The sequence below is a fragment of the Streptomyces corchorusii genome, from assembly GCF_001514055.1.
Taxonomy (GTDB): domain Bacteria; phylum Actinomycetota; class Actinomycetes; order Streptomycetales; family Streptomycetaceae; genus Streptomyces; species Streptomyces olivaceoviridis.
The window spans coordinates 394,628-417,888 of the sequence record NZ_KQ948351.1 but is presented as its reverse complement, the minus strand read 5'-3'; the positions used below and the strand labels follow the sequence as shown (position 1 = coordinate 417,888).

Here is a 23,261-nt window from a genome sequence, read left to right as displayed (position 1 = left end):
GTCTCTCCTCATGGGGAACCCTTTCTGAGGGAAACGCCGCCGCCGGCCGCGCCATTCCCCGTCAGGAGCACATGGCAGGATCGGTGCTGTTCAGCCGCCATCCACGCGATCACGAGGGAGTGCCGTCCGTGCCCGGTGAGAATCTGTCCCGCGACGAGGCCCGGGAGCGGGCCGCACTGCTGTCCGTCGACGGCTACGAGGTGTCCCTGGACCTGCGGTCCGCCGTCGGCGACGCGGGAGGCGAGCCGCGCACGTTCCGCTCGGTGACCACCATCCGCTTCCGCTGCAACGAGCCGGGCGCCTCCAGCTTCGCCGATCTGGTCGCGCCGAGCGTAACGTCCGTGTCGCTCAACGGGCGGGACCTGGACCCGGGCGAGGTGTTCGACGGCTCCCGGATCCTGCTGGAGGACCTGGCCGCGGAGAACGAGCTGGTGGTGGACGCCCAGTGCGCCTACTCCCGCACCGGCGAGGGCCTGCACCGCTTCGTCGACCCGGAGGACGGCGAGGTCTACCTGTACACGCAGTACGAGCCGGCCGACGCCCGCCGCGTGTTCGCGAACTTCGAGCAGCCGGACCTGAAGGCGCCGTACCGCTTCGAGGTGCGGGCGCCGGAGGGCTGGACGGTGTGGAGCAACGGCACCGGTGAACTCGCCGACGGGGTCTGGCGGTTCGCGGAGACGAAGCCGATCTCGACGTACATCACGTGCGTGGTGGCGGGCCCGTACCACTATGTGACGGACACCTACACCCGGACCTTCGAGGACGGCACGAAGCTGGAGATCCCGCTCGGCGCGATGTGCCGCAAGGGTCTCGCGCCGCACTTCGACGCGGACGACGTGTTCCTGGTGACCAAGCAGGGCCTGGACTTCTTCCACGACCACTTCGACTACCCGTACCCGTTCGGGAAGTACGACCAGGCGTTCGTGCCGGAGTACAACCTGGGCGCGATGGAGAACCCGGGCCTGGTGACCTTCCGCGAGGAGTACATCTTCCGCGGGAAGGTGACGCAGGCGTCGTACGAGGCGCGGGCCAACGTCATCCTGCACGAGATGGCGCACATGTGGTTCGGCGACCTGGTCACCATGGAGTGGTGGGACGACCTGTGGCTGAAGGAGTCCTTCGCGGACTTCATGGGCACCTTCGCGAACGTGGGCGCGACCCGCTTCAAGGACGCGTGGATCACCTTCGCCAACCGCCGCAAGGCCTGGGCGTACCGCGCGGACCAGCTGCCGTCCACGCACCCGATCACGGCGGACATCCGTGACCTGGAGGACGCCAAGCTGAACTTCGACGGCATCACCTACGCCAAGGGCGCATCGGTGCTGAAGCAGCTGGTGGCCTACGTCGGCCAGGACGCGTTCCTGGAGGGCTCCCGGCGCTACTTCAAGCGGAACGCGTACGGCAACACGCGCCTCGGCGACCTGCTGTCGGTGCTGGCGGAGACCAGCGGCCGGGACATGACGGCGTGGGCGGCGTCATGGCTCCAGACGGCCGGGGTGAACTCGCTGACCCCGCAGGTGCTGCTGGACACCGAGGGCGGCCGGATCGCCGAGCTGGCGATCCTCCAGGAGGCCCCGGAGTCGCACCCGGAGCTGCGCCCGCACCGGATCGCGGTGGGCCTGTACCGGCGTACGCCCGAGGGCGCGGTGGAGCGGTACGCGCGCGTGGAGACGGACGTGCACGAGCCGCGCACGGTCGTGGCGGAGCTGGCGGGTGCCGAGGCGCCGGAGCTGGTGCTGGTCAACGACGACGACCTGACCTACTGCAAGGTCCGGTTCGACGAGACCTCGCTGGTCACGCTGCGGTCGCACCTGGGCGCGCTCACCGATCCGCTGGCCCGCGCGCTGTGCTGGTCGGCGCTGTGGAACATGACGCGGGACGCGCTGCTGCCGGCGCGGGACTTCGTCGACCTCGTGCTGCGCTTCGCGGGCCGCGAGTCGGACATCGGGGTGCTCCAGATGCTGCACGCCTGGGCGAACTCGGCACTGACGCACTACGCGGCGCCGGACTGGCGGGAGACCGGCGGGGAGCTGCTGGCCGAGGGCGCGCTGCGGGAGCTGCGGGAGGCGGAGCCGGGCAGTGAGCACCAGCTCGCGTGGGCGCGGTTCTTCGCGTCCGTGGCGTCCGCCGAGCCGGACCTGAAGCTGCTGGTGGACCTGCTGGACGGCACGGTCGAGATCGACGGGCTTGAGGTGGACCAGGAGCTGCGCTGGGCGTTCCTGGAGCCGCTGGCCGCGCACGGGGCGGCGGACGAGTCGGTGCTGGCGGCGGAGCTGGTCCGGGACGACACGGCGTCCGGCAAGCGGCACCAGGTGCGCTGCCTGGCCGCGCGGCCGTCGGCGCCGGTCAAGGCGCAGGCGTGGGCGCAGGTGGTGGAGTCCGACGCGCTGTCGAACGCGCTGGTGGAGGCGACGATCTCGGGCTTCCAGCAGCCGTCGCAGCGGGAGCTGACCGCGCCGTACGCGCAGCTGTACTTCGCGGCGATCGAGCGGGTGTGGCGCGAGCGGTCGATCCAGATCGGCATGGACGTGGTGCGGGGTCTGTTCCCGGCGTACCAGGACCGGCCGGAGACGCTGGACGCGACGGACGCGTGGCTGGAGGCCCACCGGGACGCGGCGCCGGCGCTGCGCCGGCTGGTGCTGGAGGCGCGGGACGACCTGGCGCGGGCGCTGCGCGCCCAGGAGTGCGACGCGGCGGCCGACCGCTGAGCTTTGGCCTGAGCTCGCCCGGCCGGTGACCGTTACGAAATTCGGGCAAACAGAGCCGTAACCCCTGGTCCGCACCCGATCGGACCAGGGGTTTTGCTTCCCTACTCGGCATCCGAACACCTGACCTTTAGTACCGTCTTGTCCGCATTTATCGACGGGCGTGTAACAGCGGTTACGGTCCGGACCGGGCGCGGGAATCCCGAGGCCATGACCCACAACACCCCGCTCTCCCCCCGCCCCCTCCGCCACCTCGCCGACGCCCACCGCCGCGTCCTGACGGCCGCCCAGCTGCGCGCCCACGGCGTGACGGCGGCCGAACTGGCCGGGCGGTGCCGGCCCGACGGCCCCTGGCAGGAGCTGCTCCCGCACGTGATCCTGCTGCACTCCGGCCCGCCCACCGGCGAGGAGCGGCTGCACGGGGCCCTGCTGTACGCGGCCCGCGCGACGGAGCCGGGCGTCCCGGTCCAGCCGACGGCCGGGAGCCCGCACCGGCCGCTGTACCAGGAGGCGGTGCTCACCGGACTGGCGGCGCTGACCCTGCACGGCTTCTCGTCCACCCCGCCGCCGGCCGCCCTGGACCGCGTGGACGTCCTGGTCCCGCGCCAGCGCCGGCTGCGCTCCACCCGCTACGTCCGGGTCCTGCGCACCGCCGACCTGCCCGCCCCGCAGCCGGTGACCGGGCTGCCGGTGGCGCCGGTGCCCCGGGCGCTGGCGGACGCGGTGGCGGAGCTGAGGGACGGGGAGGCGGTACGGCGGCTGCTGACCGAGGCGGTGCGCGGCGGCCACTGCGAACCGGCGGCGGTCGTCCGGGAGCTGACCCTCGCCAAGCTGCTGACCCGCCCGCACGTGGTGGACGCCGTGGACGCGCTGCTCGCGGAGGGCCGCTCGATCGCCGAGGACCGCCTGTACCGGATGGTCCGCGAGTACGGCCTGCCCGACCCGGTCTGGAACGTCGACCTGCGCCTGCCCGGCGGCCCGCACCTGGGCGGCCTGGACGCCTACTGGCCGGACCAGGCGGTCGCCGTCGAACTGGACACGCGCGCGCCCCGGCAAGGCCACCGGCAGGACCAGGGACAAGGCCAGGGCCAGGACGGCGACGCGCTGTGGTCCGAGTACGCCCGCAAGCGCGAGCACCTGGAACGACTCGGCATCACGGTCGTGTACATCACGCCCAGGAAGCTGCGGGACTCCCTGGAGCAGCAGGCCGCGGTGGTGCGGACCGCGCTGATGGCGTCCGGGGACCGCGACCCGGCGGCGTACGTCGTGGTGCTGCCCCGGTAGCGACGGCCGCCCGCTCCTCCAGTTTTCCTGCGCCGACCGGGTGAGCGGTCACCGGAACGGACGAGCAGGGCGGGCGGGGCGGGGGCGGGCCACGGTAGAGGAGAGTCATGAGACACCCCCGAATAGCGGCAGGCACGTGCTCCCTCCTCCTCGCGGCCGCGTGCGCGTTCGCCGACCCGGCGACGGCGCAAGTGGCGCCCCGCACCGTGGCCGGCGGCTACGTGGCCCTCGGCGACTCCTACTCCTCCGGTGCCGGAGCCGGCGACTACCTGGACTCCGGCAAGGAGTGCAAGCGCAGCAGCCGGGCCTTCCCCGTGCTGTGGGCCGAGGCCCACGCGCCGGCGTCCTTCACCTTCGCCGCGTGCAACGGCGCCGGCGCCGACGACGTCCTGGCCGACCAGCTCGGCCACCTCAGCCCGCGCACCGGACTGGTCACGCTCACCGTCGGCGGCAGCGACTCGGGCTTCGTCTCCGTCATCGCGAACTGCGCGCTGGGCGGCGCCAAGGGGTGCCTGTCCGCCGTCTCCCGGGCCCGCACCACGATCGACGGGTCCCTCTCGGCGAGCCTCGACCGGCTCTACTCGGCCATCCGGGACCGGGCCCCCGCCGCCCGTGTCGTGGTGCTCGGCTACCCGCACCTGTACCACCTCCAGGGCGCCTGCGCGCTGGGCCTCCCGGACAGCGAACGCGCCACGCTGAACGACGCCGTGGACCACCTCAACGCCGTGATCGCCCGGCGCGCCACCGCCCACGGGTTCGTCTTCGCCGACGTCACCGCCGCCTTCGCCGGGCACGAGATCTGCTCGTCCCGGCCCTGGCTGCGCGGTGTCGACGTGCTGGCGATCACCGAGTCGTACCACCCGACGGCACCGGGACAGTCCCTCGGCTACCTCCCGGCGCTCACCCGGGTGTCGTGACCGCTACAGCGGCTCGGGCAGGCGCGGGGCCTGCGCGTGCACGCCGTCGAGCAGGGCGGCGTACGCCGCGATCATGCGCGTACGGCTGAAGCGTTCGCGGCTCGCCGCCAGCGCCGGGGCCAGTACGGCGCGGTCGGCGACCGCCGCCGACCAGGCCAGGGCGATGGCCTCGGGGTCCTGCGGGGTCACGAACCCGTGGCCCCGGACGATCCGCGCGCTGTCGCCCACGTCCGTCGTCACCGGGACCGCGCCGCACATCATGCCCTCGATCAGGCACAGCGGCGCCGCCTCCCCGGAGACGGAGGTGAGGGCGACGACGTCGGCGGCGGCGTACACGGTCTCCATGTCGTGGCGTACGCCGAGCAGGCGCACCCGCTCCGCGAGGTGCCGGTCGGCGCCGAACGCGATCTCGATGTCGGCCCACAGCGCCGGGTTGCCGCCGTTCATGCCCGCGCCGCACATCAGCACGTGCCCCTCGGGCTCGCGGGCGAGCCAGGCGCGGGCGGCGCGCAGGAAGAGCGGGACGTTCTTCATCGCGGCGTAGCGGGCGGCGAAGACGGTCACCGGTGCGGGGGCCGGGATGCCCAGCGAGGCGCGCAACGCCGCCCGGGCCGCCGGGTCCGGACGGAAGCGGAGCAGGTCCACCCCGTTGGGGATGACGTGCAGCAGCTCGCGCGGAACGCCGGCCGCCGCGTAGGCGTCCCGCGTGGACTCGGCGCAGCACACGCAGGCCACCACGGTGCCGTCGGCGATCGCGGCCTTCAGCTCGGCCAGCGCCGGGCCCTGGTTCTCCGGGTCGGAGCGGTGCAGGCAGACCACCACCGGGCGGCGGGGCAGCCCGGCCTGGTCGATCAGCGCCAGCGGCTGCTCCTTCAGCGACAGGATCACGTCCGCCGCGGCCATGGACCGGGCGGTTTCGGCCAGCTCGGGCCCGCTGAAAACGTTCGCCGCGACCGTGCCGTCCACCAGCCCCGCGGTGCGGCCGAGGGAGGTGACGCCGACCCCGCCGGCGGTCAGCGCCCGGTAGCAGGCGTCGTCCTCCATGCGCTGCCGGGTGGCCTCGCGGTGGACCTCGCCGTGGATGCTGAGTACCTGGTGGGACTGGCCGCCCTCGGCCAGTCCCAGAACGACGTCGGAGTGCACGATCCGGGCCCCTCCGGAGAAGAAGCCCTCGTAGACCGACAGCACACGCAGTCCGTGCCTCGCGCGCACACGACCACCCGCCTCGCACAAAAATCGAGCCATCCCCGTGAACAGCGGGTTAGCCGATATGAGGCGGTACGGACATTGCGCCCGAGTGAACGCGAAGCTACGCCGACGAAACGTTGGCTAACAGAATTCCTTCTCCAGCACGTCCCGCGTGTCCCCGGCCCAGTCCCCGTTGAAGTTGACCGCCACGGAGTGCCGGCCGTCCGCCGTCGACGCCGCCTCGGACACCGAGCCGTGGATGCCGCCGTCGTGTCCCCAGACGCGCACGCCGCAGGTCAGCCGGGTGTTCATGAGGCCGAGGCCGTACCGGATGTGAGGGGCGTCGGCCTCGGTGGCCACCGTCGTCTTCATCTCCTTCAGCTGCCGGGCCGGGAGCAGCTCGCCGCCGAGCAGGGCGCCGTAGAAGCGGGACAGGTCGGCCGAGTCCGAGATCATCTCTCCGGCGGAGGAGGCGATGGACGGGTTGAGCTCCGTGACGTCGTACGCCGGGCCGCCGGGGACCGCGAACGTCGAGTACGCCCTGCTGCTCGGCCGCGGCAGGGTGACCCGCGCGCCGGGCACGGAGGTCGCCCCCAGGCGCAGCGGGGCGATGATCCGCCGCTCGATCTCGGTGGCGTACGGCCGCCCCGTCACCTTCTCGATCACCATCCCGGCGACGACGTAGTTGGTGTTGGAGTACCGCCAGGAGGTGCCCGGCGCGAAGTCCGGCGCGTGCCGCATGGCGAGGTCCACCAGGTCCCGCGGGGTGAGGGTGTCGAAGCGGTGCCGGAAGAAGCCGTCCTGGGTGAAGTAGGCGCTGCGGAAGCCGGGGTCGGCGAGGTAGTCGTGGATGCCGCTGGTGTGGTTCAGCAGGCGCCGGAGGGTGATCCGGCGGCCGTCGTGGCCGTGGCCGCGGACCACGCCCGGCAGCCACCGGTCCACCGGGTCGTCGAGCGAGACCCGGCCCTCCGCCTCCAGCTGGAGCAGGACGGTGGCGACGAAGGTCTTGGTGATGCTGGCGACGCGGAAGCGGTCGGCGGCCGAGCGCGGCTCGCCCGTGCGGGTGTCGCCCACGCCGGCGGTGGCGGACCAGACGCCGTGGCCGTCGCGCGCGGTGACGGTTGCGCCGGGGGCACCGGCCTCGACCGCCGCCTCGACGGCCTCGCGGGTGCGCTCGTGGGGTGCGGGACCGGCCGCGACGGCCGGCCCCGCGAGGGCCGCGGTGAGGAGCAGGGCGGTGCCGCCCACCCAAGCTGTGCGTGCGCGCATGTCTTCCCCAACCTGTGGTGTGCCGGTGCGGTCGGGGGGAGGGACCCGGGAGCGTTGTGCGAAGGTTGCCCGGGTGTACTCCGGTTGAGTGAATATCAGCCCTTCTTCAGCACCAGCTCGGTGTTCCGGTCGGCCGCCTTGCCCGCGAAGGTCTTGCTGGCGCCGGGCGCGTTGAAGGACAGCTCGCGGTAGAGGGCGGCGAGGCCGGTCTGCGAGAGGTCCGCGAAGTCGGTGCGGTGCGGGGCCGCGGACTCGATGAGGGTGGTGAAGACGGAGAGCGTGCCGTCCTTGTTGTCGACCAGCTCGACGATGCGGGCGAGCTGGGGGTAGTCGATGTGCGAGGCGGTGGAGACCTCCCAGAAGGAGCGCCCGCCGGAGGCCGCGTGCGGGGTGATGATGTTCTTGTGGACGTGGCCGTTCACCCAGGCGAGCACATTGTGGTGCCGGGAGAGGAGGGCCACGAGTTCCTCGCCGGTGTGCCGGCGCTCGCCGGGGCGGGCCGGGTCGGGGCGGGTGTTGGTCATGGTCTTGCTGGTGTGGTGGCTGAAGACGACGGCGTAGGAGTCCTTGTTGTCCGTCAGGGTCTTGTCCAGCCACTTCAGCTGGGCGGTGCCGAGGGAGCCCTCGAAGTGGCCGCCGGCGTCGTTGGTGTCGAGGCTGATCCCGATGACGTCGTCGGAGACCCGGAAGGAGTAGTACTGGGTCCCGGCGTCGAGGTTCGCGGAGGAGTAGCCGTGCCCGACCGGGCCGACGCCCTGGTGGGCGGGGTCGAGGTGGGCCTTGAGGTAGTCGGCGGGCGTGTACGGCGCCCGCTTCTCGTCGGGGGTGACGGCGCGCATGGCGCGCGCGTGCGCCTTGAGGAAGTCCCGGTAGCCTGCGCCGCGCGGGTCCCGGGCGTTCTTGTTGGTGTCCCGGAACTTCTCCGCCTCGGCGGCGGCCACGGTCATCAGCTTCCTGCCGCCGATGGCGGCCTCGGCCAGGTAGGGGTCGCCGTGGGACCCGTAGACGCCGAGCTGGAGCATGTCGTGGTTGCCGACGGTGGAGTACCAGGGCAGCTTGAGGCCGGGGCTGCGCACCTCGCGGATCGCGGCGGCCAGGAAGCCCTCCAGGTGCGGGAAGCCGAGCGCCTTGTCCTGGTCGCGGAGGGCGGCGTCGGGCTGCCAGTACAGCTTCAGACCGCTGTTCTGCACGCCCTCGTAGTGCGCCGGGTCACCGGAGTTGGGGGTGAAGCGGCCACCGCTCATCACCTTCATGTACCACTCCAGCTCGCACCGCGCGTTGTTGTCGGTGTTGTCGCCGGTGGTCATGACGAAGTGGAGCGGAGCGCCGGTGACGGGCCCGCCGCGCAGCGCGTTGACCCGCTCGACGAAGGCGATGGCACCCTGCACGGTCAGCGCCTCCTGCGGGCGCCAGGCGTGCGGGTCGGCGGCGCGCACGAACTCGGCGCGCAGGGGGTGCTGCACGTCCGTCAGGTGCATGTCAGTGAATTGCACGAACGCGGCGAGGGCCTTGCGGCGGCTCGCGCGGCCGGCCTTGGGCGTGGCCAGCTCGCCGCGCACGACCCGCTTCCAGCCGGGACCGTCGCCGAGGCGGCGGTAGCCGGAGCTGTTGCGGGGGGCGGCGACGGAGGCGAGTGTCGTGCCCTTGGTGTAGGGGGCGAGCGGGGCGGCGGCGGAGGCCCGCCCGCTGTGGGCGACGGGCTCCTCGGCGGCGGTGACGGCCTCCCCGTCGGTCGGGCGCAGGGCGTAGCCGACGCCCGCGGAGAGCGAGACCGCTCCGGCGGCGGCGAGGACGGTACGGCGGTTGACCCCCGGAGCGGAGGTGGCGACAGAGCGTATGCGCGGCATGCGCGGTCTCCCCGAGTGCGAACGCGTCGGCAGTGGTCGCGGGCCGTCACGGACGCGAACGCCCCGCTCACTGTGGATCGTTGGCACCGGGGGTGACCTGCGCGTGAACGCGGCGGCAACGCGCAGCGCCAATCACCGTACGTGGATCACGGGTCACCGGGCGCGGTCATGGAGCGGATCGCCGGTGGACCGGCACCGGTCACTCCTCGTTCAACTGCCGGGGTAGGGGAAGGCCCTCCAGGTGTCCGTGCGGCGGCTGTTCGCGCCACAGCCGCAGCGCGGTGTCGACCAGCCGCACCCGGGTCAGCCCGGGTACGGCGTCGAGGTCCTGCCAGGCGGCGAGGTCGGTGGAACCGCCCACCTCGTAGCGGAGTTCGCCGCCGACGACCTCACCCGTGTAGAGGATGCGCACCCCGTGGTGATCGGTGCGGCGGCGCGGGCGCCCGCTGGTGAAGACATGGCGCGAGGAGTCGATGCCGAGGAGACCGGTCACCTCGATGCGGTAGCCGGTCTCCTCGCCGACCTCGCGGCGGACGGTGTCGTACGGGTCCTCGCCGTGCTCCATGCCGCCGCCGGGCAGCACCCACTCGGGCGTGCCGTCCGGCGCCGGTGAGCGGGCGAGCAGAAGCTGTCCGTCGCGGACGCACACGGCGTAGGCCGCCACCCTCAATTTCCGTCGCATGGACGGACGTTAGCGCGCGGTGTCCGGGTTGGCGGGCGAATACTCCGGCGCGGACCAGCGCAGGGGCAGGGCGGCCGGGGTGCACACGGCCTCGGTGAGCGTGAAGCGGACGGTACGGGCGCCGTCCGGGGCGAACTCGGTGCGGGCCTCGCCGGTGAGCTGGAGGGTGGTGCCCGTCTCCCAGTCCAGGAAGAGCAGACCGGCGCGGGGGTCGGTGCGCAGGTTGCCCAGGCTGAGGAACATGGCGTTGCCGGGGTAGTCCGGCCAGGTCAGCTCGCGCGGGGACGTGACCTCGACGAAGCCGGGGTTGCCGCCGCGGTGGCTGGCGTCGGCGCCGGCCCCGTGCACGGTGGCGAGGAAGAAGGTGTCGGCGGACCGGATGAAGCCGGCTTCCCCGTCGCCGAGTTCGGTGAGGTGGCGGGGGGTGCCGGGGGTGCGGTCGACCGTTTCGTACGACTCCCTTCGCTGGATGTGCCTGGGGCAGTTGGAGAAGACCTGGTCCGCTTCCACGGTGAATCCGGTCGCCGTGGGGTGAAGGCGGCCGTTGAGGCGCATCCGGCGGCGGGTTCTCGGGTCCAGGGCGATGGTGCCGACGCGTGGTGGGCCGTCGTCCGGCTGCGGGTCCGCCATGGTGCTGCGTACCCACCCGGCGGTGTCCGCCTCGACGGCTATCCGCCTCGGGCCCGTCGCCCGTACGAAACCCGGTGCTCCGGTGAGTGCCGAGGCCCACACCCGTCCCGTCCCCGGGTCCGCCGCGCCCACGATCAGCAGGGGCTGCTGCTCCAGGAAGGCCGCTGCGACCGGCTTGATGTCCTGGCCGAGGGAGCGGCCGACGTGGTCGGCCCGGTCGCGGACGCCGGCCTGGTCCTGGATGGCCCTGGAGCCCGCGTGAAACACGCCCATGTCTAGAAGAAACCGCAGGTCGGGGCGGAGGCGTGCGGGGCGGGGGCCTCTTCGGCGCCGTGCGGGACGGAGATCTCCAGGCGGGTGCCGTCCGGGTCGTGGAAGAAGATCCCGCCGGAGGACGCGCCTTCCCGGTGGGCGACCACGCCGTCGTGGGCGAACTCCACCCCGGCGGCCCTGAGCGCCGTCTCGTACCCCCGGACCCGGTCCATCGTGTCGGCGGTGAAGGCCAGGTGGTGCAGTCCGGCCCGGTGGCGGTCGTACGCCCCCCGCGCCTGCTGCCAGAGGGTGAGGAGGAACTGGTCGCCGCCGCCGCCGAGGAACGCGTAGCGCCGGTCGTCCTCCTTGCCCTCGGCCAGCACGGTGAAGCCGAGGACGTCCCGGTAGAAGGCGAGCGAGCGGTCGAGGTCGGTGACGTTCAGGCCCGTATGGCCGGTGCTCAAGCTCATGACTCTTCCCTTCGGCGTGCCCTCACCGGGCATCTATAACCGTCGTTCATTATGTTAGGAGGTTAGACTCCGCTGAGTCAACCACTCACGTAGGCTTGACCGGTTAGCCGAGGAGGAGTGCCCGATGCCCAGCGCCCACGACCCCCGCCCGCTCACCGGAGAGCCGCTCGCGCTCGACCTGCTCAACACCCGGTGGAACAGCGACGGCGTCATCCAGGACCTGCTCGCCGACACCGAGGGTCTCGCGGTCTGGCTCGCGGGCAACGGGCTGGCCGGAACCCACCCGGCCGACGCGGCGGTGCTGCGCCATCTGCGCACGGCGCGCGAGGCGGTCAAGGCGGCCGTGGACGAGTCACCGCAGCGGGCGGCTCCGCTCGTGGACGCCGTACTGGAGCACGGCCGCATCCGGGCCCGGCTCACCGCCGGCGGTCCGGCCGAGGAGCCCGAGTTCGCGGACCCCGCCTGGGGCCCGGCCTGGCTGGCCGCCCGGAACTACCTGGAGTTGCTCACCAGGGCTCCCGAGCGGATCCGCACCTGTGCCGGCGGCGGCTGCGTCCTGTACTTCTTCGACACGTCCCGCAACGGCACCCGCCGCTGGTGCTCGATGGCCGCGTGCGGCAACCGGGCCAAGGCCTCCCGGCATTACGCCCGTTCGAGGGAGGGTTGAGCGAAATCCGGACGATACCGGCCGACTTCACTCATATCTCATCGCGGGTTTTCCCCATACCTTGATTTCGATTCGGTCAACGGTCCCCAAAATCACAACCCTTCGGTCAGGCTGAGCGCTCCCGTCCGCTCGTTCCTTGACCTGAGGGATGCCGATGACCCACACGCCCGAGCGTGATCCGATATCCGGTCCGAGACGCCTGGCCCGCATAGCCGTGGCCGTGGGCGTCGTGGCCGCCCTCTCTGCGGCGGGGCCGGTGCCCCTGGCCCTCGCCGCGGACCCGGCCCCCGCCCCGGCCGCCGACCCCGCCGTCAAGTCCGCCCACGACAAGCTCGGCTCCGACGACGCCGCCCTGCTCGCCGAGGCCAAGGCAGACGGCGACAAGAGCGTCACGATGATGATCGCGACCTTGCCCGGGAAGACCGAGCAGGTCGCGGCGGAGCTGGACGCGGTCGACGGCGGTCTGGTGGGCCGTACCGACGACAAGCTCGGTTACGTCCGCGCCACCGTCCCGACGGGCCGGGCGGACTCGGCGATCGCCGCCGCCGTGAAGCTCTCCTCCGTCCAGGCCATCGACCTGCGGCAGGAGATCCCGCTGGACGACCCGGCGCCCAGCGGCGCCGCGTCCTCCTCCGGTGCCGCCACGTATCCGGCGCCGGGCAGGAACACCCCCGCCGAGAACCCGTACAACCCCTCCTTCGAGACCGGTGCCGTCGACTTCGTCGAGGACCACCCGAAGGCGGACGGCCGCGGCATCACCATCGGCATCCTGGACTCCGGCGTCGACCTCGGCCACCCGGCGCTGCGGAAGACCACCACCGGCGAGCGGAAGATCGTCGACTGGGTGACGGCGACCGACCCGGTCGTCGACGGCGACGGCACCTGGCGGCGCATGACCATCGGTGTCTCCGGCCCGTCCTTCTCCATCAGCACCGCCTCGCAGGGCACCGAGAAGTTCACGGCGCTCGAGGGCTCGTACAAGTTCAACTACATGTACGAGTCCGCCACCGCGGGCGGCGACGAGAAGGGCGACCTCAACCGGGACGGTGACACCACCGACGCCTGGGGCGTGCTCTACGACCCGGCCGCCGGCACGGTCCGCGTCGACACCAACGACAACCTGGACTTCACCGACGACCCGGCGATGAAGCCGTACAAGGACGGCTACCAGGTCGGGTACTTCGGCACCGACGACCCGGCGACGGACGTCGTGGAGCGCGTCCCCTTCGTGGTCGAGACCCGCAAGGACGTCGTCTACAACTCCTCCGGCGCCAAGGCCGACTACGTCAACATCGGCGTCATCGAGTCCGAGCACGGCACCCACGTCGCCGGCATCACCGCCGCCAACGGCCTGTTCGGCGGCAGGATGAACGGCGCGGCCCCCGGCGCCAAGCTGGTCTCCTCGCGGGCCTGCACCTGGACCGGCGGCTGCACCAACGTCGCCCTCACCGAGGGCATGATCGACCTCGTCACCCAGCGCGGCGTCGACATCGTCAACATGTCGATCGGCGGCCTGCCCGCGCTGAACGACGGCAACAACGCGCGCGCCGAGCTGTACACCCGGCTCATCGACACCTACGGCGTCCAGCTGGTGATCTCCGCCGGCAACTCCGGCCCCGGCGCCAACACCATCGGCGACCCCGGCCTCGCCGACAAGGTGATCTCCGTCGGCGCGACCATCTCCAAGGAGACGTGGGCCGCGAACTACGGCTCGGCGGTGGAGAAGAAGTACGCGATGATGCCCTTCTCCTCGCGCGGCCCGCGTGAGGACGGCGGCTTCACACCGACCCTCAGCGCGCCCGGCGCCGCGATCAACACCACCCAGACCTGGCTGCCGGGCTCCCCGGTCGCCGAGGCGGGCTACGCGCTCCCGGCCGGCTACTCGATGCTCCAGGGCACCTCGATGGCCTCCCCGCAGGCCACCGGCGCCTCCGCGCTGCTGCTGAGCGCCGCGAAGCAGAAGGGCATCGACCTCACGCCCGCCAAGCTGCGCACGGCGCTGACCTCGACCGCCGACCACATCAAGGGTGCGCAGGCGTACGAGGAGGGCGCGGGCCTCATCGACATCGTGGACGCGTGGGAGTCGATCAAGGACGGCGCCACCGCGCACGAGTACACCGTCAAGGCCCCGGTCGACACCGCGATCGACTACGCCCTCAAGACCCCGGGCTACGGCACCGGCCTGTACGACCGCGAAGGCGGCCTGAAGGCGGGCGAGAAGAAGACGTACGACGTGACGATCACCCGTACGTCCGGCCCGGACAAGGCGGTCCGGCACGAACTGCGCCTGGCGAACAACGCCGGCGGCACCTTCCGGATCGTCGGCGACGACGACGTCAGGCTGCCGCTGAACCAGCCGGTCACCGTCAAGATCCAGGCCGCCCCGAAGTCCGAGGGCGTCAAGAGCGCCATCCTGGAGGTCGACGACCCGCGGACCGAGGGCACCGACCAGCAGATCCTGTCCACCGTCGTGGTCGCGGCCCCGGTGAAGTACACGTACTCCGCATCCGGTTCGGTGCAGCGCAACAGCACGCGCTCCTACTTCCTGACCGTGCCCGAGGGCGCGACGTCGCTGGAGGTCGCGATCGGCGGGCTGAAGGACAAGAGCCAGACCCGGTTCATCGCCATCCACCCGTACGGCGTCCCGTCCGACAACACCTCGACCCCGTACTGCTACAACAACTACCTGGACGGCAACGGCTGCAAGCCCGACGTGCGCTCCTACGCCGACCCGCAGCCCGGCGTCTGGGAGGTCGAGGTCGAGTCCCGGCGGACCTCCCCGCTGCTCGACAACCCGTACCGGCTGGACGTCACCGTCCTCGGCGCGGCCTTCGACCCGGAGACCGTGACCGTCCCCGAGGCCAAGGTGGGCACCCCGGCCACCGCCTCCTGGAAGGTGACCAACACGTACGCCGCGCTCGACGGCAAGCTGGTCGGCGGCCCGCTCGGCTCCTCCAAGACGGCCCGCCCGGCCGTCAAGGAGGGCGAGACCCAGACCACCACGGTGGAGGTCCCGGCCGGTGCCACCTCGCTCGACGTCGCCATCGGGGGCGTCTCGGACACGGCGGCCGACCTGGACCTGATGGTGTACGACGCGTCCGGCAAGGAGGTCGGCAAGTCCGCCGACGGCGACTCGGAGGAGGCGGTGTCCGTGCCGTCCCCGGCCGCCGGCACCTACACCATCGAGGTCGTGGGCTACTCCGTCCCGTCCGGCTCGACCGACTACGACTACCGGGACGTGTTCTTCTCCACCGCGCTCGGCTCCGTCACGGTCGACGGCTCGGCCCCGGTGAAGCTCGGCACGGGCGCCTCGGCCACGGTGACCGGCCAGGTCACGGCCACCGCGCAGGCTCCGGCCGGCCGCGAGTTCTTCGGGCGGGTCCAGCTCGTGAACGCGCGCGGCACGGTCGCGGGCAGCGGCAGCGTGAAGATCGAGAAGGTCACTCCGTAACGGGGTGACACCCCCGAGGAGGGGCGGGCGTCCCGACGGACTCCCGCCCCTCCTCGCGTCACTCGGCCGGGTCCGTGGGCTTTGGGACCGAACCGACGGGACGGCTCAGCCGGCACCCTCGGTTTCCGCGCACTTCATCCGCCCGGACTCCGGAACCGCCTTTTCCACCCAGGCTCGCGCCCACTCCAGGGCGTCACCCGTCCCCTCCGGCGGGGCGTCCCCGTCCCGGTAGGCCGACGGCGCCTCGCCCTTTGCGGAGGGCACGAGCACCAGCATCCGGGCGCCCACCCGGTAGTAGCGCTCGGCGTCCGGCTCCGGCGTGCGGAACTCCAGCCGGCGCGTTTCCCCGCCGGCCGGCTTGTACGCGCGCTCCACGCGCAGGACGACCCGGAACCCGGGGCCCGCCCCGGCCGGCCCGGCCTGGGCCACCCGGCCCTCGGCCACGGCCGAGGCGCAGGCCACCAGCCCCTCGGCGCTCAGACTGGCCGCCGCGCCGGGGTCGACGTCCGCGTGCCCCTGCTCGGACAGGGTGTGCACCGTTGCCCCGGCCCCGCCCAGCAGCAGCACCGCGCCCAGGGCGACGAGGAGGTGGCGGCGCCGACGCGGGGCGCCCTGCTGCGGGGGCTCGGTCTGCCACCGTGGCGTCGTCATGGTGTTCCCTCACGGTCGGTCTTCACGGTCGGTCCTGAGACGCGGGGGCAGCGGTGAACGTTCGGCTCAGGAGCCGTCGTCGGAGGAGCAGGCCAGGGTCCGGGAACCGGGCAGGGCCTCGGTGATCCAGGCGCGCTCGGCCGCCACGCGGCGGTCACCGACGGCCCACAGGCTCGCGTACCGCTCGCCCCGGCCGACCCGCACCAGCACGTGCTCTCCCGCGCGGGGCGCCGGCCGCGCGTCCGCGCGGAGCAGGAAGCGGACCTCGGCCGGGCCGTGCGCGGGCCGGTAGGAGCGGACCACGGTCAGCGTGACCCGGCTGCCGGGCGCGTCCTCGTCCGGTTCCACCCGCGCCACGGTGCCCTCCACGACGAGCCGGGAACAGGCCAGCTCCCGCTCCGGGTGTGCCGGCCGCCCGCCGGCCCCGGCCTCCTTGCCCGTCGCGTCGGCATTCCCCTCGGCCGCCGACGAGGCCCCGCTCTTGTCGCCCGCCCCGCCGGCGCCACCGCCCTGGGCCACCAGCCAGCCGAAGCCCAGGACCAGGGAGAACGCGGCGGCACCGGCGAGCGAGCCGAGCGCGATCCGCAGGGTCCGGCGGGGCCCGCCCGCCCGTCCGGGGCGGGGCGGCGGCGCCGGGCGGGCGGGAGCGGAGGGGCGGGTACGGCCGCGGGGGCGTGGGGCGGGGGGCAGGGCGGAGACGGTGTCCGGGGACGCCTGTGCCGCTTCCTCGGCGCTCTCCTCCCCCGTCAGCGCCTCGGCCAGCCGCGCCAGGTGGTCCCGCAGCAGGGCCACGTCGGCCTCGGCCGCCCGGTGTTCGGCGAGGACGGCGGGGTCCCGCCGGGCCTCCTCCGGCAGGGGGTCCCCGGTGATCGCGGCCATGAGGGCGTCCATGCCGTCGTACTCCCCGTGCTCGCGGTACTCGCCGTTCCCCCGCTGTCCGTGCTCCCCGCGTTCCCCGTGCTGTCCGGCGCGTCCGGCGCTCCGCTCGTGCTCGTGTCCGGCGGTCATGTCACGCCACCTCGTCCTCGTGCAGCCGGTCGCGCAGTGCGCGGACCGCCGTGTGCAGCCTGCTCTTGACCGTGCCCTCGGGGATGCCCAGCTCCTCGGCGATGGCCCGCACCGGCAGGTCGGCGAAGAAGCGCAGCACGACCACCTGCCGCTGGGCGGCCGGCAGCTCGTCCAGGCCCCGGGCGACGGCGAGGGACAGCAGGCTGGTCTCCTCGCCGGAGGCGTGCGCGGGCGCGCGCAGCGCGGCCAGCCGCTCCCCCAGCCGTTCCTGGCGCCGCTTGGCCCGGTGCCAGTCCATGGCCAGGTTGGAGGCGACCACCGCCGCCCACGCCGACACGTCCCGCGGTGCCTCGCGCCCGCTCGCGGCCCGCTCCAGCAGCCGCAGCCGGACCTGCTGCACCCCGTCCGGCAGGTCCGACTGCGGTACGCCGCCGAGCGCGAGCACCGCCCGCACCCGGCGTTCCTGGGCCGCGTCCAGCGGATCGCCGCCGGTACCGTCCGCACCGGCGGCGTACGCCGCCCCTCGGTCGCGGCGCGCCTTTCCGCGCAGCACAAGCCACCCCCTCACGCGTTTGCCCCTACGACGTGGCGGCGGGCCGAAACGTTCGGCCGGCGCCCGACGTCTTCAGAGGCGTACGTCACACCCTCGTATGGCCGGGACCCGGACGGGCAGGGGCGGGACAGCACAGCTTCCGGCGCGGGCCCCCGGCGGAGGGAATTCCTCCAGCTCGGCCGGGTGTTCCGTGAAGCTCCGGAACCATCCGCCGGGTGCTCGTGTCCCACTCCTCGGGCACGCGGGACAAAGAATTGGACAGGTGGACCGGGGTCGGCCGCATGATGGAAATGCCCCGGTCAGGCAAGAGACACATAGAGGGAGTCGCCGTGAGGGTCGGAATCGTCGGAGCCACCGGTCAGGTGGGCACGGTCATGCGCAGGATCCTCACGGAGCGGAACTTCCCGGTCACGAAGCTGCGCCTGTTCGCCTCGGCCCGTTCCGCCGGGACCGTGCTGGACGGCGTGACGGTGGAGGACGCGGCGACCGCCGACTACACCGGCCTGGACATCGTGCTCTTCTCCGCCGGCGGCGCGACCTCCAGGGCGCTGGCCGAAAAGGTCGCCTCCCAGGGCGCCGTCGTGATCGACAACTCCTCGGCCTGGCGCAAGGACCCCGAGGTCCCGCTGGTGGTCTCCGAGGTGAACCCGCACGCCATCGCCGACCGCCCCAAGGGCATCATCGCCAACCCGAACTGCACCACGATGGCCGCGATGCCGGTGCTCAAGCCGCTGCACGAGGAGGCCGGCCTGGAGGCGCTGGTCGTCGCCACCTACCAGGCGGTGTCCGGCTCGGGCCTCGCGGGCGTGGCCGAGCTGCACGGCCAGGTGCAGAAGGTGGCCGCCGACGCCGACAAGCTCACCCACGACGGCGCGGCGGTCGACTTCCCCGAGCCGCAGGTCTACCGGCGCCCCATCGCCTTCAACGTGCTGCCCTTCGCCGGCAACCTCGTCGACGACGGTCTCAACGAGACCGACGAGGAGCAGAAGCTGCGCAACGAGTCCCGCAAGATCCTGGAGATCCCCGGCCTGAAGGTCTCCGGCACCTGTGTGCGCGTGCCGGTGTTCACCGGCCACTCCCTCCAGGTCAACGCCCGCTTCGCCCGCCCGCTCTCCCCGGAGCGCGCCACCGAGCTGCTCGCGAAGGCGCCGGGCGTGGCCCTCTCCGACATCCCGACCCCGCTCCAGGCGGCCGGCCAGGACCCGTCGTACGTCGGCCGCGTCCGCCGCGACGAGACGGTGGACAACGGCCTCGCCCTGTTCGTCTCCAACGACAACCTCCGCAAGGGCGCCGCGCTGAACGCGGTCCAGATCGCGGAACTGGTGGCGGCGGAACTCTCGGCGAAGTAACCCCCGTCTCCCGGCAAGGGGCGGCCCCTCCCGGCCGCCCCTTTCCCGTGTCCCGGTGCCGCCCGCGGCCCGGCGTCCGCCGCCACCGCGGGCGCCGTACCCGTGCGGCCTACCCCCGGCGCACCTCGTACAGGAAGCACCCGTACTCCACCGCCCGCACGTGCACCACGGCCACCCGCGGGTCGCTGAAGGCCTCCGTCAGGGCGGGGCCGAAGCCGTCCGCGTGCTCCACCAGACGGCCGCCGAGGATGCGGCCGTCGGCCGAGTAGCGGCGCAGGACGCGGTGGGAGCCGGTGAAGGGCAGGGCGTCGCCGGCCGGGCCGGGGCAGTCCCCGGCGTGGATGAAGACGGGGCCCTGCTCGTCGTAGGCGCCCGGGTCGGCGCCCGTTCCGGCCGCCCAGCGGCGCAGCGGCGCGTACGAGACCAGGGCGATCAGCTCGCCCGGCGTGCTGTGGCGCAGGCAGCAGCGCAGCGGGGCGCCGCCCTCCGCGTCCGGCACGGCGGCCACGGGGCGGCCGGCGTCGTCGGCGGTGCGCAGTTCCTTGAGGACCTCGGCCGGGACGGGCCGTGCGGTGTACGTGGTCATGCGCCCAGCGTCCCGCCGCGACGCCGCGCCGACCGGCGGGATACGGACATCGCGTTCCCCCTCGATCCCATGGAAGGATGACGCAACCGACACATAACGAGGAGATGACCGCGTGCCTGGCACAAACCTGACTCGCGAAGAGGCGCAGCAGCGGGCCGAGCTGCTCACCGTTGACTCGTACGAGATCGATCTCGACCTCTCCGGCGCGCAGGAGGGCGGTACCTACCGGTCCGTGACCACGGTGCGCTTCGACGTCGCCCGCGGCGGCACCGAGTCCTTCATCGACCTGGTGGCCCCGGCCGTCCACGAGGTGGTCCTCAACGGTGACCACCTGGACGCCGCCGAGGTCTTCAAGGACTCGCGGATCGCCCTGCCCGGCCTGCTGGAGGGGCCCAACGTCCTGCGGGTCGTCGCGGACTGCGCCTACACCAACACCGGCGAGGGCCTGCACAGGTTCGTCGACCCGGTCGACGACCAGGCGTACCTGTACACCCAGTTCGAGGTCCCGGACGCCCGCCGCGTCTTCGCCTCCTTCGAGCAGCCGGACCTGAAGGCCACCTTCCAGTTCACCGTGAAGGCGCCCGAGGGCTGGACGGTCATTTCCAACTCGCCGACCCCGGAGCCGAAGGACAACGTCTGGGTCTTCGAGCCGACCCCGCGGATCTCGACGTACATCACCGCGCTGATCGTCGGCCCGTACCACTCCGTGCACAGCGTGTACGAGAAGGACGGGCAGTCCGTGCCGCTCGGCATCTACTGCCGGCCCTCGCTCGCCGAGTTCCTGGACTCCGACGCGATCTTCGAGGTCACGCGGCAGGGCTTCGACTGGTTCCAGGAGAAGTTCGACTACGCGTACCCGTTCGAGAAGTACGACCAGCTCTTCGTGCCCGAGTTCAACGCGGGCGCCATGGAGAACGCGGGCGCGGTGACCATCCGCGACCAGTACGTCTTCCGGTCCAAGGTGACCGACGCGGCGTACGAGGTCCGCGCGGAGACCATCCTGCACGAGCTGGCCCACATGTGGTTCGGCGACCTGGTCACCATGGAGTGGTGGAACGACCTGTGGCTGAACGAGTCGTTCGCCACCTACACCTCCATCGCCTGCCAGGCCGCGGCCCCCGGCTCGCGCTGGCCGCACTCGTGGACCACGTTCGCGAACTCGATGAAGACCTGGGCGTACCGGCAGGACCAGCTGCCGTCCACGCACCCGATCATGGCGGACATCCGCGACCTGGACGACGTCCTCGTCAACTTCGACGGCATCACGTACGCCAAGGGCGCCTCCGTCCTGAAGCAGCTCGTCGCCTACGTCGGCGAGGACGAGTTCTTCAAGGGCGTGCAGGCGTACTTCAAGGCGCACGCGTTCGGCAACACGCGCCTGTCCGACCTGCTGGGCGCCCTGGAGGAGACCTCCGGCCGCGACCTGAAGACCTGGTCGAAGAAGTGGCTGGAGACGGCCGGGATCAACATCCTGCGCCCGGAGGTGGAGACCGACGCCGAGGGCGTGATCACCTCCTTCGCCGTCCGCCAGGAGGCCCCGGCGCTCCCGGCCGGCGCCAAGGGCGAGCCCACCCTGCGCCCGCACCGCATCGCGATCGGCCTCTACGACCTCTCCGACGCCGGCAAGCTGGTGCGCACCGAGCGGATCGAGCTGGACGTCGACGGGGAGCGGACGGCCGTGCCGCAGCTGACGGGCAAGCGCCGCCCGACGGTGATCCTGCTCAACGACGACGACCTGTCGTACGCGAAGGTCCGCCTGGACGAGGAGTCCCTGAAGGCCGTCACCGAGCACCTCGGCGACTTCGAGGCGTCCCTGCCGCGCGCGCTGTGCTGGGCGTCGGCCTGGGACATGACGCGGGACGCCGAGCTGGCCACCCGCGACTACCTCTCCCTGGTGCTGTCGGGCATCGGCAAGGAGTCCGACATCGGCGTGGTGCAGTCCCTGCACCGCCAGGTCAAGCTGGCCATCGACCTGTACGCCGCCCCGACCGCCCGCGAGGCCCTGCTGACCCGCTGGACCGACGCCACGCTGGCCCATCTGCGCGCGGCCGAGCCGGGCAGCGACCACCAGCTGGCCTGGGCACGTGCCTTCGCGGCGACCGCGCGCACCCCGGAGCAGCTCGACCTGCTGGAGGCCCTGCTCGACGGCACGCAGACCGTCGAGGGCCTGGCCGTGGACACCGAGCTGCGCTGGGCGTTCGTCCAGCGGCTCGCGGCCGTCGGCCGGTACGACGAGGCGGAGATCGCGGGCGAGTACGAGCGGGACAAGACGGCGGCCGGCGAGCGGCACGCGGCCACCGCCCGCGCGGCCCGCCCGACGCCGGAGGCGAAGGCGGAGGCCTGGTCCTCGGTCATCGACTCCGACAAGCTGCCGAACGCGGTGCAGGAGGCCGTGATCGGCGGCTTCGTGCAGACCGACCAGCGGGAGCTGCTCGCGCCGTACACGGACAAGTACTTCGAGGTCGTCAAGGGCATCTGGGACTCCCGTTCGCACGAGATCGCCCAGCAGATCGCGATCGGCCTCTACCCGTCCGTCCAGGTCTCCGAGGAGACCCTGGCCAAGACGGACGCCTGGCTGGCCTCGGCCGAGCCGACCGCGGCCCTGCGCCGCCTCGTCTCGGAGTCCCGCGCGGGCATCGAGCGGGCGTTGAAGGCCCAGGCGGCGGACGCGGCGGGCTCCGCCGGGTAACCGCCGGTACGACGACGGGGGCGCCCGGTGCCACACCGGGCGCCTCTGCGCGCTCCGGACGGAGGAGGACACCGTGAGCGACGGCGCGTGGGTCAGCACCTCGATGCCGTATCTGACACCACCGAAGCAGGGGCAGTCCGACGCCTGGAGAGCCGAGGCCGCGGCGCGCGGCGGCAAGGGCACCCAGCGCATCGTGCGGGCCGGTGAAGTGCCCGCGCCGGAAGAGGTCGCCGCCCTCCTCGGGCTGCCCGCGGGAGAGACGGTCGTGGTGCGCCGCCGCATCATTCAGCTCGACGACGAGCCCTGCGAGCTGACGGACACGTACTACCCCGCCGACATCGCCCGGGGAACCCGTCTCGCCGAGAGAGGCAGGATCCCTGGCGGAGCGGTGACCCTGCTCGCGGAACTCGGCCACGTCGGCAGGCGCGTGCGTGAGGACGTGACCGCTCGGCTGCCGAGTGCGCAGGAGCGCGACGCCTTGCGCCTGGAACCGGACGAGCCGGTCCTCAAGCTCAGCAGGGTCACGCTGGACGGCGGCGACCGGCCCATACAAGTCGACCTGATGGTCATGCCGGCGCACAGACAGCGGTTGCGTTACGAGATGCGGATCGGGTGACCGTGGCCGCCACGAGGCGGTTGCGGCTGCCCGGCTCCCGCCGGAGTGACCTGTCCGCGGAGCGCGGCATGCCGATGCCGGGCGGGATGGGGTCCCGCCCGGCAACGGGGTGGGTTCAGCGGTTCGGGGGTGGGATCGGCTGTCAGTTGACGACGACCACCACGACGCCACCGCCGCCGAAGCCGGGGACGAAGCCCGAGCCGTAGAAGCCGTTGCGGAAGCCGTTGTAGAAGCCGTTGCCGTAGCAGTTGTTGAACCCGAAGCCGCGGTCGAAGCAGCCGCGGTTGGTCGTGACCTGGTGCGGGGTGGCCGCCGAGGCCGTACCCGCCGTACCGATCGCGGCACCACCCGCCAGGAGGACGCCGGCGGCGGATACCGCGAAGAGACGCCTCACGCTACGTGCTGTCATGGGCTACCTTCCTTCCACGCCCTCACGGGGTTTCCGGT

The 23,261-nt window shown here is 72.7% G+C and carries 19 protein-coding genes; 8 read left to right on the top strand and 11 right to left on the bottom strand.

The window, feature by feature from the left end:
* Window positions 1–128 precede the first annotated feature (128 nt).
* The 3 genes from pepN (AQJ11_RS01820) to AQJ11_RS01810 all read left to right on the top strand — a co-directional run bounded on the left by pepN (AQJ11_RS01820) (window position 129) and on the right by AQJ11_RS01810 (window position 4,906).
* Window positions 129–2,708 carry an aminopeptidase N gene (gene pepN / locus AQJ11_RS01820; protein ID WP_059261897.1) on the top strand — a complete coding sequence of 860 codons (2,580 nt, stop codon included), beginning with the start codon at window positions 129–131 and terminating at the stop codon, window positions 2,706–2,708.
* 207 nt (window positions 2,709–2,915) lie between these two features.
* Window positions 2,916–3,989 (top strand): hypothetical protein, encoded by a 1,074-nt coding sequence (locus tag AQJ11_RS01815; RefSeq protein ID WP_059261592.1) that lies wholly within the window; start codon window positions 2,916–2,918, stop codon window positions 3,987–3,989.
* A gap of 107 nt (window positions 3,990–4,096) precedes the next feature.
* Entirely contained in the window at window positions 4,097–4,906 is an 810-nt protein-coding gene (locus tag AQJ11_RS01810; RefSeq protein WP_041665174.1) for an SGNH/GDSL hydrolase family protein, read from the top strand.
* Window positions 4,907–4,909: 3 nt separating this feature from the next.
* Here AQJ11_RS01810 and AQJ11_RS01805 read toward each other — a convergent pair whose 3' ends face one another.
* From AQJ11_RS01805 to AQJ11_RS01780, 6 genes are all read right to left on the bottom strand, one after another.
* On the bottom strand, window positions 4,910–6,094 hold the full coding sequence (locus AQJ11_RS01805; RefSeq protein ID WP_059261591.1) for a glycosyltransferase: 1,185 nt from the start codon (window positions 6,092–6,094) through the stop codon (window positions 4,910–4,912).
* Between the two features lie 141 nt (window positions 6,095–6,235).
* Window positions 6,236–7,363 (bottom strand): serine hydrolase domain-containing protein, encoded by a 1,128-nt coding sequence (locus AQJ11_RS01800; protein WP_244218068.1) that lies wholly within the window; start codon window positions 7,361–7,363, stop codon window positions 6,236–6,238.
* Window positions 7,364–7,458: 95 nt separating this feature from the next.
* Window positions 7,459–9,210 carry a TIGR03767 family metallophosphoesterase gene (locus tag AQJ11_RS01795; protein WP_059261589.1) on the bottom strand — a complete coding sequence of 584 codons (1,752 nt, stop codon included), beginning with the start codon at window positions 9,208–9,210 and terminating at the stop codon, window positions 7,459–7,461.
* A gap of 199 nt (window positions 9,211–9,409) precedes the next feature.
* On the bottom strand, window positions 9,410–9,874 hold the full coding sequence (locus tag AQJ11_RS01790) for an NUDIX hydrolase (protein WP_059261588.1): 465 nt from the start codon (window positions 9,872–9,874) through the stop codon (window positions 9,410–9,412).
* Between the two features lie 27 nt (window positions 9,875–9,901).
* Window positions 9,902–10,795, bottom strand: a complete 894-nt coding sequence (locus tag AQJ11_RS01785) for a pyridoxamine 5'-phosphate oxidase family protein (RefSeq protein WP_059261587.1) — start codon at window positions 10,793–10,795, stop codon at window positions 9,902–9,904.
* 2 nt (window positions 10,796–10,797) lie between these two features.
* A complete protein-coding gene (locus AQJ11_RS01780) occupies window positions 10,798–11,244 on the bottom strand; it encodes a VOC family protein (RefSeq protein ID WP_059261586.1) in 447 nt (148 codons plus the stop codon).
* Window positions 11,245–11,368: 124 nt separating this feature from the next.
* Here AQJ11_RS01780 and AQJ11_RS01775 point away from each other — a divergent pair, with 124 nt between their 5' ends.
* Both AQJ11_RS01775 and AQJ11_RS01770 read left to right on the top strand, forming a co-directional pair.
* Entirely contained in the window at window positions 11,369–11,911 is a 543-nt protein-coding gene (locus AQJ11_RS01775; protein ID WP_014672739.1) for a CGNR zinc finger domain-containing protein, read from the top strand.
* 154 nt (window positions 11,912–12,065) lie between these two features.
* Window positions 12,066–15,362 (top strand): S8 family serine peptidase, encoded by a 3,297-nt coding sequence (locus AQJ11_RS01770; protein WP_059261585.1) that lies wholly within the window; start codon window positions 12,066–12,068, stop codon window positions 15,360–15,362.
* Window positions 15,363–15,467: 105 nt separating this feature from the next.
* On the opposite strand, the gene AQJ11_RS01765 is transcribed toward AQJ11_RS01770, so the two are convergent.
* From AQJ11_RS01765 to AQJ11_RS01755, 3 genes are all read right to left on the bottom strand, one after another.
* A complete protein-coding gene (locus AQJ11_RS01765) occupies window positions 15,468–16,013 on the bottom strand; it encodes a hypothetical protein (protein ID WP_059261584.1) in 546 nt (181 codons plus the stop codon).
* A 66-nt stretch (window positions 16,014–16,079) separates the two neighbouring features.
* The gene (locus AQJ11_RS01760; RefSeq protein WP_059261583.1) at window positions 16,080–17,021 is read right to left on the bottom strand and encodes a hypothetical protein; all 942 of its coding nucleotides are present in this window, start codon (window positions 17,019–17,021) and stop codon (window positions 16,080–16,082) included.
* Window position 17,022: 1 nt separating this feature from the next.
* Window positions 17,023–17,574, bottom strand: a complete 552-nt coding sequence (locus AQJ11_RS01755) for an RNA polymerase sigma factor (RefSeq protein ID WP_014672743.1) — start codon at window positions 17,572–17,574, stop codon at window positions 17,023–17,025.
* A 329-nt stretch (window positions 17,575–17,903) separates the two neighbouring features.
* On the opposite strand from AQJ11_RS01755, the gene AQJ11_RS01750 reads away from it, so the two are divergent.
* Window positions 17,904–18,923, top strand: coding sequence for an aspartate-semialdehyde dehydrogenase (locus tag AQJ11_RS01750; protein WP_014672744.1), 1,020 nt, complete (start codon window positions 17,904–17,906; stop codon window positions 18,921–18,923).
* 109 nt (window positions 18,924–19,032) lie between these two features.
* On the opposite strand, the gene AQJ11_RS01745 is transcribed toward AQJ11_RS01750, so the two are convergent.
* Window positions 19,033–19,509 (bottom strand): DUF1203 domain-containing protein, encoded by a 477-nt coding sequence (locus AQJ11_RS01745; protein WP_059261582.1) that lies wholly within the window; start codon window positions 19,507–19,509, stop codon window positions 19,033–19,035.
* A 112-nt stretch (window positions 19,510–19,621) separates the two neighbouring features.
* Here AQJ11_RS01745 and pepN (AQJ11_RS01740) point away from each other — a divergent pair, with 112 nt between their 5' ends.
* Both pepN (AQJ11_RS01740) and AQJ11_RS01735 read left to right on the top strand, forming a co-directional pair.
* The gene (pepN, locus tag AQJ11_RS01740) at window positions 19,622–22,198 is read left to right on the top strand and encodes an aminopeptidase N (protein ID WP_059261581.1); all 2,577 of its coding nucleotides are present in this window, start codon (window positions 19,622–19,624) and stop codon (window positions 22,196–22,198) included.
* A 73-nt stretch (window positions 22,199–22,271) separates the two neighbouring features.
* Window positions 22,272–22,814, top strand: a complete 543-nt coding sequence (locus AQJ11_RS01735) for a GntR family transcriptional regulator (RefSeq protein ID WP_059261580.1) — start codon at window positions 22,272–22,274, stop codon at window positions 22,812–22,814.
* A 142-nt stretch (window positions 22,815–22,956) separates the two neighbouring features.
* Here the strand turns inward: AQJ11_RS01735 and AQJ11_RS01730 are convergent, their stop codons facing one another.
* Window positions 22,957–23,223, bottom strand: a complete 267-nt coding sequence (locus tag AQJ11_RS01730; RefSeq protein ID WP_237280837.1) for a hypothetical protein — start codon at window positions 23,221–23,223, stop codon at window positions 22,957–22,959.
* Window positions 23,224–23,261 lie beyond the last annotated feature (38 nt).